This is a genomic window from Methylobacterium sp. WL64 (assembly GCF_008039945.1).
Taxonomy (GTDB): Bacteria; Pseudomonadota; Alphaproteobacteria; order Rhizobiales; family Beijerinckiaceae; genus Methylobacterium.
The window spans coordinates 1-9,102 of sequence record NZ_VRVA01000163.1 but is presented as its reverse complement, the minus strand read 5'-3'; the positions used below and the strand labels follow the sequence as shown (position 1 = coordinate 9,102).

The following is a 9,102-nucleotide window of genomic DNA, read 5'->3' as shown; positions in this document are numbered from 1 at the left end:
TTCTTCTCCTGGGTTGTGGGATCGGGCGGCGAGATGCCGACGGTCCGGGGTGAAGGGGGGCCGGAACGGCTGGCTGGGCGTCAGTGCGCCGGCAGCCTGCCGTCGGGGGTGTAGCGGTCGACCGCCGAGGGAAGTACCTGAGAAAGCCGGGAAAGAAGCTCATCGCCGGAGAGCCCGGTCTGCTTCATCAGGGTGGCGAGCAGGTCGGGACCAATGGCAGAATGCAGGTGCTCGGCCGGTATCTCGGTGTTCCGGCCCTGCCGGACCCAGGAGTCAGCGGCTTCGCCGTGACCGTTGCCGCGGAAGTGCTCGATCAGATGGCTCAGGCCCCCACCGAGCAGTCCGCCGGCACCCGTGCCGCCGAGGTTCCCTAGAAGGGCCTGTCGCAAGCCGTATCGTAGGCCGCAGGAAAGGCGAGAACCGCCTTGTTTTCAGATCTCGTTAACCTTTTGAAGCCCGAAGCAGACCCCAAGCAGCTGGTTCTGCTCGCGCACGGTCCACGCGCCGGCAAAGCCGAAGCCCTTGCGCAGCCACAGCATGGCCTCGAAGCCACAGATCGTGCGGCGCGCCGTATGGAACGAGCGGAACCCGCCGACCCGCGGCATCGCCCGCTTCACCCGGAAGTGGTCGCTCTCGATCCCTTGCTGCAGGTGCTTGGTGACGTAGTGGATGGGTGTGCGGGGTAGCAGGCCGTCGCTCCTCGCAGCTACGATGGCGGGCGGATAGGTTCCGGCGCCGTCCGTGCCGATCCGATCAGGGGCGAGAAGCGGCTGGTCCGCCAGCATCTTACGGAAGAACCGCTTGGCCGCATCGAGATCGCGCCGGGCGGTCAACAGGAAGTCGACCGCGTCACCGTGCTTGTCGATGGCCCGGTACAGGTAGCGCCACTCGCCGCGCACCTTGATGTACGTTTCGTCGATCCGGATCGAGCCGCAGTGTGGCCGGCGGAATGCGCGCAGCCGCTTCTCGATCAGCGGCGCGTAGGCGAGCACCCAGCGGTTCAGGGTTGAGTGGTCCACCTCCAGACCGCGTTCCAGGAACAGCTCTTCGATGTCACGGTAGCTGAGCGGGTAGCGCAGGTACCAGGACACCGCCTGGACGATCAGCGCCGCCTCGAAGTGCCGGCCCCGGAAGTCGGCCTTGGCGCGCTGTTTGAGCTTGGCGGCGATGGTGTGGAGGATCATGGGCCGGCTCCAAGGCGGAGGCGGCAAGCTGGGCGGGTATGGCTAACGACCCATGAACGAAGGGCCGTTTGGGTTTGCGACACGCCCGAACCTATCTGTCGCCTCAGCCCCCTTCGGGGTCAGGCTTGAGCCGCCAACGAGTTCTTCCGTCGGCGGCCCGGGTTGGCCGAACCTCGAGAACTTCGTACCCGTGGGCCATCGCCGCTCGCGCGCGACGCATCCAAATAGGGCTGTCGTCGTTGTCAGACCTCAAATTTAATGATAAATATCAACGATTTAAGCTTGCTGTAGGACTTCCGGAGACGGAAATTTGTTCTCAGATTGAAACTAAACTCTAATCCGATGGCGTTGATAGCTTTCGAGCAAGGTGTTCAAAAAATTCGCCGGCGTCTAATACAATCTTTACGGGAAGGAAAGCGATGCCTGATAATTCAAATATCAAGAACAATTTAACTCATACGAGCGCTGGCGATCGTATTCAGCGGTTTTGTAATAGATGGTTTGCGAACGCTCTACTCGGAATATTCTTCGCTTTTACGATTATTGCTTGGACGTACGCGGCTTGGGTAGGAATATCAAAAGCAATTGATTTTCTCACATAGCTTAATCTTCAATTGCTTCTGGCGCCTCTTCGCACAGACAGGCAAGATGCACCATACCAGCAATATATGCAGTAATAAACAGAACAGATGTACTAACCGCGAATTCCATGATGCAACTCATTCGGGTTCGCCGTGTGTGTGTAGCAGCGAGTGACGTCGCAACGTTACATATAAAATCGCTGCAAACGAGTGGTTTGAAATGCGGCATTTAAGCGGCGAAAATTGCACGCGATGTAGGCTGCAAACTTCGGGGTGCGCCGTCGCCAGACAATTGGCGGACAGCGAGGAAGCTTGCGTGCTGCTCGTGGAAGCGGGTGAAAGCAACGACGCGCCCACGATCACGGATCTGGCCGCGACGGTCAGATAATTCCAAGTGGATCGTCCTCTCACGTGAGGCCATCATCGTGGTCAACTGCGGGTCCGCATTCCCACCTAGTGCTTCCGATCAATGTCCGCTTCGAACTCCCGTCGCCTATCGACCTAGAAGAACCGCTTTTGGGAAGTAGCAACGGTTGTTGGGACGACCGACATGGGTCGTAAACGGAACAGCCGCCTACAGATGCTGCGCACCTGTCGGATTGCGATCTTCAGCCAGTCACTCGCATACTGCACGTCGTACGGCGCAACAGCTATTTTCGACTCAATCGACGCTCGCTCCGTTCGGTCTGCTCGCACCTCCCCCGAGAAAGACTCTCCGTACCTGGGTTGAGCGGTTGACGACACCACGGCCAAAAAATAGCGCCTCGACCAACCGCCGTCGCGCCCGTACTCTCATGCTGGCTACAGCCGGAAAAAACACTTCCTATTTGGTGTTTACGCCAGTGAAACCGTAAAGCTGCTAGCTTTGTCCAGTTAAGTACGGTCACGAGAAGCTCAGTGATGAAACCGGGATGCCAAGGTTGCCAGGCTGGTGAGCCGCTGCCCTTCGAGTTCACGATGGCATTCCATCCCATCCTCGATCTCCAACGACATGGCGTGTGGGGCTACGAGGCTTTGGTCAGAGGCGTCTCAGGTCAAGGCGCCGGTCAGATCCTCGCGATGGTCGATGAGGCGAACCGGTACAAATTCGACCAGGCCTGTCGTGTGAAGGCGATCGAGCTCGCCAGCTCGCTGTTTGTCGAACCCAAAACACGTCTATCCATCAATTTCATGCCCAACGCCGTCTACGAGCCGGCCGCCTGCATTCGGGCTACCTTGGAGGCAGCCCGTCGGGTTGGCTTCGCACATCAGCAGATCATGTTTGAGTTCACCGAGAACGAGCGCATGACGGACGTTGCCCATGTCCAGCGCATCATCACCGAATATCGCAAACAAGGCTTTGTCACCGCGCTCGACGACTTTGGTGCAGGATACGCTGGGCTCAACCTGCTCGCGAGCTTCCAGCCTGATTTCATCAAGTTGGACATGGAGCTGATCCGCGGCATCGCGACCTCGCGCGCTCGCCAGACGATTATCGCGGGTGTGATCACGATAGCGCAACAGTTAGACATCGCGGTGATCGCCGAGGGCGTGGAGACGGTAGCTGAACTGGACACTCTTCGTGCGTCCGGCATTCACCTTTTCCAAGGCTACTTGTTCGCAAAGCCGGCCGTAGCGAGCCTACCGGCAGCTTGGCTTCCGCAGCGTGGTTCGGCTCTGCCATGGGCCGAGACTAGCGCGGATGGTGGACTCGGTACGCGGGCAGCCTGAAGCCTAAGCATCCCCGGACCGACATGCGAGGCGATACCGTGCTCTCTTTCGAAGCCATTCCTCTCGACACGCTCCTTACCCTCGAGGCCGACCAGCTCGACTCCCTACCTTATGGGGTTGTCGGTCTCTCAACCGAGGGCATCGTCGAGATCTACAACGCGACGGAGGCGAAGCTAGCCGGGCTCCAAAGCGACGGCGTGATCGGCACGCACTACTTCGCTGTGACGGCGCAGTGCATGAACAACTTCATGGTGGCACAGCGTTTCGAGGACGAGGCGGAGATCGACGCGATAATCGACTATGTGCTCACCCTGCGCATGCGGCCCACGCCGGTGCGACTGCGTCTGCTCAAGGCTCCTCGGGTCGATCGCCGCTACATCCTAGTCCAGCGTTGAGGGAAGCCGCCGTGACGACCGACCTCGAAACCGAAAACACGGCCCTGCTGCAGTTTCTCTATGCCTGCCCTGCCGGTCTTGTCGAGTTCTCGGCAGCTGGCGCTATCGGCATGGTAAATCCAGCCGCGATGGGCCTTCTGATGCCGATCGCGGGCAAGCCCTTCGTCATTAACCTGTTCGACGTCATGGACACCTGCGCGCCGGAACTACGCAACTTGGTTCAGCAATTTGCTCCGCCGCAAGGTACGGTCTGCGATGGCCATCGCATCGTGACCGGACGCGGGGAGCGGTCGACTATCCTAGCCTGCAGCATCGTGAAGCTGACTCAGGACCGCTATGTCGCGACGCTCGCGGATGTAACCGAGCAGGTCGCCCGCGAGCGACGGTTGAAGCAGGCCGAGACATGGTTCGCCTCGCTGCTCGACGGCGTCGATGATGTCGCAGTGCTGTCGCTGGACGCGAACGGGTGCATTGATGCGGTCACACCCTCAACGACGCGGCAAACCGGCTTCACGGAGGCCGAGCTACTCGGCAAACCATTCGAGTGGTTCGACCGTTCGGACCGCGCATCGGCGATGCCACCGACCGGCGAGGCGATCGCCGTGGCGCAAAGGGACGGCTGGTATCTGCACGAGGGCTGGCATGCCCTAGCCAATGGCGGCCGCTACTGGTGCCAGCGCTTGGTCGCCGTTCGCGAGGAGTCAGCGGGAGCTGCAGCGAGATACACCCTGGTCATCCGAGCGGTGACGCGCCAAGGGCGTGACACGGCCGACTTGCGTAGGATGCTGACGCGCGACCATCTCACGGGCGCAAGCAACCGCGCCCATTTCTTCGAGACGGCGGAGCGCCAACGCGTGCGAGCGCTTCAGGATCGTGGATCTTTGGCTCTCGTGGTCCTCGATGTCGATCACTTCAAGCGTGTGAACGACGAGCACGGGCACGCGGCTGGTGACGTGGTGCTGCGCGAAGTCGCCCAGCGCTGTGAATCGGAACTACGACCGGAAGATATTTTCGCCCGCTTGGGCGGCGAGGAGTTCGTCGTTCTCTTGCCAGGCATCTCGCTGATGGAGGCCTCCGCTGTGGCCGAACGCTTGCGCGCTTCGCTCGTACGCGAGCCGATCGACGCGGGCGGGATCCAGCTGTGCATCACCGCGAGCTTTGGTTGCTCCGCTCTAGATACCGATCCCACCGCATCCTTAGCTGGCCTGCTCGCGGCCGCGGACGGTGCGTTATACAAAGCCAAGCGCGCGGGCCGCGACCGGGTCGCTGTCTCGAACGCAGATCAGGCGGCGGCCTGAACACTGGTCATCCCGTGATGCTGTCGCGACGAGCCCTCGCTACCGTCCTGCAGAGCCTCCTCATCGCCGAACTCCTCGCGGCACGCGGGCGCGGTAACCCTGATGCACGTCTGCCCGTCCACCTGCCGCCCGCATGGCCCGAGACCATGCAGATCAGCTCTGCAGCGGGAGAGGGATTGGGCTGTGACTCGCTGGAGAATTTGTGGCTGGCCTCTGCGGTCAACGAGATGTTCCACCTCCACGAGGCGGGCGGTGAGGACGAGTTGCTTGCGGACGCCACGTTCGGGGCTTGGATCGAGCGTGTCGAGGCAGCTTGGCGCTCTGGTGTCACTTCAATCACCTTCACGAGCTCGGGCACGACCGGGCGACCGAAGCGCTACACACACGCGGCCGATGCTCTACGCACGGAGACCGCGTTCCTGGGTGAGCTGTTCCAGGACAGGCGGCGCGTCGTCTCCCTCGTACCGGCTCACCACGCGTATGGCTTTTTGTTCGCCGCGCTCCTGCCCGATGTCCTCGGCATCGACCATGTCGACGCGACGAAGCACAGCCCCGGTGAAATTGCTTGCAGCCTCGCGCCGCGAGATCTCGTCGTCACGTTTCCCGATCGCTGGCGCTGGCTGGAGCGCTCGCTGCCGGTTTGGCCGGAGGACATCGCTGGCGTGGTCTCCACCGCCCCGTGTCCGCCTGACTTGATCGCGGCGCTCAATGAGCGCGGCCTGGCGGCGATGACCGAGGTGTATGGTTCGTCCGAGACGGCCGGCGTGGCCGTGCGCCGCTGGCCGGAGGTTTCGTACGTCCTCATGCCGCATTGGCGTTTCATCGATCTAATCGACGAGGATGCTCCGGAGGTCATCCATCGATCTGGACGGCGTCTCACCTTACCTGATCGCATCCGGTTGCGAGACGGGAACCGCTTTGAGTTGGCAGGCCGACAGGATGGTGCCGTACAGGTAGGCGGCATCAACGTGTTCCCGGACCGCGTCGCGGCGCGGCTACGTGATCGACCGGGGGTTCGTGACGCAACAGTGCGTCTAATGCGACCGGAGGAGGGGGCCCGTCTAAAGGCCTTCATCGTACCCGCGGTGGGGGCTGATCCGACAGCGTTGCGGATCGATCTCTACGCATGGATCGATGGCGCATTGGCGGTGGTTGAACGACCAACGGCGCTCACATTCGGGCTTCAGTTGCCGACAGGCATGATGGGCAAGAGCGCCGACTGGTAACGAGCGCAGAGTGATCCTTATGGCGGGTCGGTACCATATAGAGGCCCACCGCTAGCAAAAATATGTTGAAACCTCTGACACTTGTAGGTCGAAGCTAGGTCCGAATACAGCAATTCGCACAGCTCGTTAATACGGCTGCCACCGGCGCAATCGGGCCTGCCGGCTCTGACCGAAAGCAACACGTCTGCTTTTAAGACGGTCCGGCGAAAAGCAGACGATCCCCTTCCGACCCAACCCAGCCGTGCGAGCAGTCGTCAGCGCTTCCCAATAGCGGTCATGCATCAGCCGTCCTGCTATTCCGCTGGGAGTTGCAATCGAATGCGGCAGATTGTGTGGGAACAGGCTGGCTCATTTATTCACCCTACGTGCATTTTGCCGTAAGTGCCTCGTTCAAACTCTTAATTTCGCTGGGCTCTCAGAGCTTTGCGGAATAGACTAGGGCGAGGAGAATGCCATGATAGCTAATATCATTTCAATCCTACGGCCAACCTGCGTTGTCGCGACAATCGCAGTTGCCGCCATGCTCATTTCCTGCTTTTGGGGGTGGAAGTGGGTGAGTTGGAATATAGCCTGGAATGTCTTTCTTTCTTATCTGGTTCTGATGGCCGCAGGGACGGCAATCTGTGCGATAGATAAAAGTTCACAGGCAGACAAACATTGAGTTTTAATCTGTATTGCGTGCCCAGCTCGCAGTGTATACATGCAGTGTAACAACATGAAGGCAGCGAGCGACTATTTAGAATTATCAACGCACAGGTAACAACGTCCGCTTTTTTCATTCGATGCTCGGAAGCGGACAGGCTGAAATCCACCCATCCCGGTCGCAGGCGACAGTCAGCCGAGTTGCCCGTGAGCGGACATTCCCAGGGTCAGCGAAGGGTCGAGAGCAGGCTCACCGCTGGTGTCCACTTGCATGGATCGCTGCCCCAAAGCGGACTGATGGCAATCCACCCCAACCAGTCATTCCAAGCCGCATCCATGCCCGGCACGCCTCGCGGAGGTGGCACCTGCACAGAGCGCATAACTTAGCAGTGTCGGATATCTGATCGTTTTCCCGACAATAAGCGATGGCAGGTCGAAAGCCGCCTCAAACGGCCGTGTTTCTGTCGGATAAACCTGTCGGCTTTTCTATTGCCGGAGAAACGCGTTTTTGGCATTATCCCGACATGCTCGTCGGATATGCCCGCGTCTCCACCCTCGACCAGAACCTCGACCTGCAGCGCGACGCGCTGACGAAGGCCGGGTGCGAGCGCCTGTTCGAGGAAAAGAAGTCCGGCAAAGCCGGGACCAGGCGTCCGGAGTTCGAGGCGGCGCTCGCCTTCCTGCGGCCTGAGGACGTGCTCGTCGTCTGGAAGCTCGACCGGCTCGGTCGCTCGCTCGTCGAGATGATGCGCACCATCGACGGCCTACGCGTGAAGGACGTGCATTTCCGCTCGCTCACAGAGCAGTTCGATAGCGCCACCGCACACGGCCGCTTCGCCCTGCAGATGCACGGCGCCATGGCCGAGTACTTCCTCGACCTCAACCGCGAACGCACCATGGAAGGTCTGAAGGCGGCCCTCGCGCGCGGGCGCAAAGGTGGCCGGCCGAGGAAGCTCAGCGAAGCCGATCTCGAGGCGGCCCGTGCCATGCTGGCGGCCGGCACGATCAGCGTCGCCGACATCGCCAAACGCCTCGGGGTCAATCGGGATACCTTCTACAGCTACTTCCCGCGCGCGCGTGCCAACAGTACCGCCACCAAGGGCTGATCCGTACCAAGGGCTCGTGGCCTCGGCATACTGCCGACACCCGAGCGGTCGTCGAAGGCGCCGCGCACGAGCGTACATGTGTGCCTTGCCGATGCCGCGCAGGCCTGAGAACGGATCGCTGGACCACGGAGCGCCATGCCGATCAGCCGACGCCAGCTCGCCGCATCCCTGATGACGGCCACCCACATCGCCGACCGTCATGCGATCGCGGCGTTCATCGCCGACCCGGCGACGCAGTCGGCGCCCAACCCGTTTTCCCAAACCAGCGCCGGAGCCGTCCGGCAGGTCTGGCGACAGCGCGCCGCCGAATTCCGGTCGTTCGACATCGCATCGGCTGGACTCGTCGACCTGCTCGCGACTGTCGCCGACATGGCGGTGGACGAGGTCCTGGCCCAGGAGATCCTCCGGGCCGGTCCCCACACCGCCAACGTGTTCCACCACGGCGACGGCTGCCGGATCGTCGGCGCAGCGCTCTACGGTCGACCCGGTGTCGGCCTGCCTGACCTGCCGATGCCGAGATCCCTAAGGACCGCACTCCGCCGAAGCTCCGGCATGCGAGGCGCCGGGGAACAGCTCGACCTGTTCGCAGGCCTCAACCCCTGAGGCGTTCCCGGCGACCTGGTGGCATCGACGCTTCAGTGCGTGAGATGTGATACCGAAAACCTATGGCATCCAGCTGGCAAATGCGCTGGCACCGACTAGTACCCGGTGGCCCTTTGTAGCCCCTGGTTGTCCAGATTTTTTCCGGCCGCGGATCGCTTCTCAGCCGGACTGATCGCACCATGACCTTCAGAGATCGGAGCGCCGCGCTGAGGCATCGGCTGATTTGTAGCCAGACCTGGAGCCGCTATTCCAGAACCATGATCGACATCATGCCGGCTGCAGTTCTAGGAAGAGAACCTCCCGCCCCAGGCCCGGGTCAATCACGGTAGCACAACGGCTGAGCCCGGCAGAGCAAGG

At 61.3% G+C, this 9,102-nt stretch carries 8 protein-coding genes; 6 read left to right on the top strand and 2 right to left on the bottom strand.

What is annotated here, in order from left to right:
- Positions 1–80: 80 nt before the first annotated feature.
- The gene (locus FV242_RS30755) at positions 81–389 is read right to left on the bottom strand and encodes a YidB family protein (RefSeq protein WP_147941569.1); all 309 of its coding nucleotides are present in this window, start codon (positions 387–389) and stop codon (positions 81–83) included.
- A gap of 42 nt (positions 390–431) precedes the next feature.
- Positions 432–1,184 (bottom strand): IS6 family transposase, encoded by a 753-nt coding sequence (locus FV242_RS30750; RefSeq protein ID WP_147941568.1) that lies wholly within the window; start codon positions 1,182–1,184, stop codon positions 432–434.
- A gap of 1,481 nt (positions 1,185–2,665) precedes the next feature.
- Between FV242_RS30750 and FV242_RS30745 the strand changes: the two genes are divergently transcribed.
- The 6 genes from FV242_RS30745 to FV242_RS30720 all read left to right on the top strand — a co-directional run bounded on the left by FV242_RS30745 (position 2,666) and on the right by FV242_RS30720 (position 8,745).
- The gene (locus FV242_RS30745) at positions 2,666–3,475 is read left to right on the top strand and encodes an EAL domain-containing protein (protein ID WP_147941571.1); all 810 of its coding nucleotides are present in this window, start codon (positions 2,666–2,668) and stop codon (positions 3,473–3,475) included.
- 23 nt (positions 3,476–3,498) lie between these two features.
- Complete coding sequence (locus FV242_RS30740) at positions 3,499–3,870, top strand: phosphonate transporter (RefSeq protein WP_147941567.1); 372 nt, start codon at positions 3,499–3,501, stop codon at positions 3,868–3,870.
- 11 nt (positions 3,871–3,881) lie between these two features.
- Positions 3,882–5,168, top strand: a complete 1,287-nt coding sequence (locus FV242_RS30735) for a sensor domain-containing diguanylate cyclase (RefSeq protein ID WP_147941566.1) — start codon at positions 3,882–3,884, stop codon at positions 5,166–5,168.
- Positions 5,169–5,185: 17 nt separating this feature from the next.
- On the top strand, positions 5,186–6,394 hold the full coding sequence (locus FV242_RS30730; protein ID WP_147941565.1) for an AMP-binding protein: 1,209 nt from the start codon (positions 5,186–5,188) through the stop codon (positions 6,392–6,394).
- A 1,166-nt stretch (positions 6,395–7,560) separates the two neighbouring features.
- Positions 7,561–8,142: a recombinase family protein gene (locus FV242_RS30725; RefSeq protein WP_147941570.1), complete on the top strand. Its 582-nt coding sequence runs from the start codon at positions 7,561–7,563 to the stop codon at positions 8,140–8,142.
- 135 nt (positions 8,143–8,277) lie between these two features.
- Complete coding sequence (locus FV242_RS30720; RefSeq protein WP_147941564.1) at positions 8,278–8,745, top strand: hypothetical protein; 468 nt, start codon at positions 8,278–8,280, stop codon at positions 8,743–8,745.
- The last annotated feature ends 357 nt before the right edge of the window (positions 8,746–9,102 follow it).

Coding starts and splice junctions, on each gene's coding strand:
- FV242_RS30750 (WP_147941568.1), bottom strand. CDS start 1,184: ATGATCCTCCACACCATCGCCGCCAAGCTCAAACAGCGCGCCAAGGCC.
- FV242_RS30745 (WP_147941571.1), top strand. CDS start 2,666: ATGAAACCGGGATGCCAAGGTTGCCAGGCTGGTGAGCCGCTGCCCTTC.
- FV242_RS30740 (WP_147941567.1), top strand. CDS start 3,499: ATGCGAGGCGATACCGTGCTCTCTTTCGAAGCCATTCCTCTCGACACG.
- FV242_RS30730 (WP_147941565.1), top strand. CDS start 5,186: ATGCTGTCGCGACGAGCCCTCGCTACCGTCCTGCAGAGCCTCCTCATC.
- FV242_RS30725 (WP_147941570.1), top strand. CDS start 7,561: ATGCTCGTCGGATATGCCCGCGTCTCCACCCTCGACCAGAACCTCGAC.
- FV242_RS30720 (WP_147941564.1), top strand. CDS start 8,278: ATGCCGATCAGCCGACGCCAGCTCGCCGCATCCCTGATGACGGCCACC.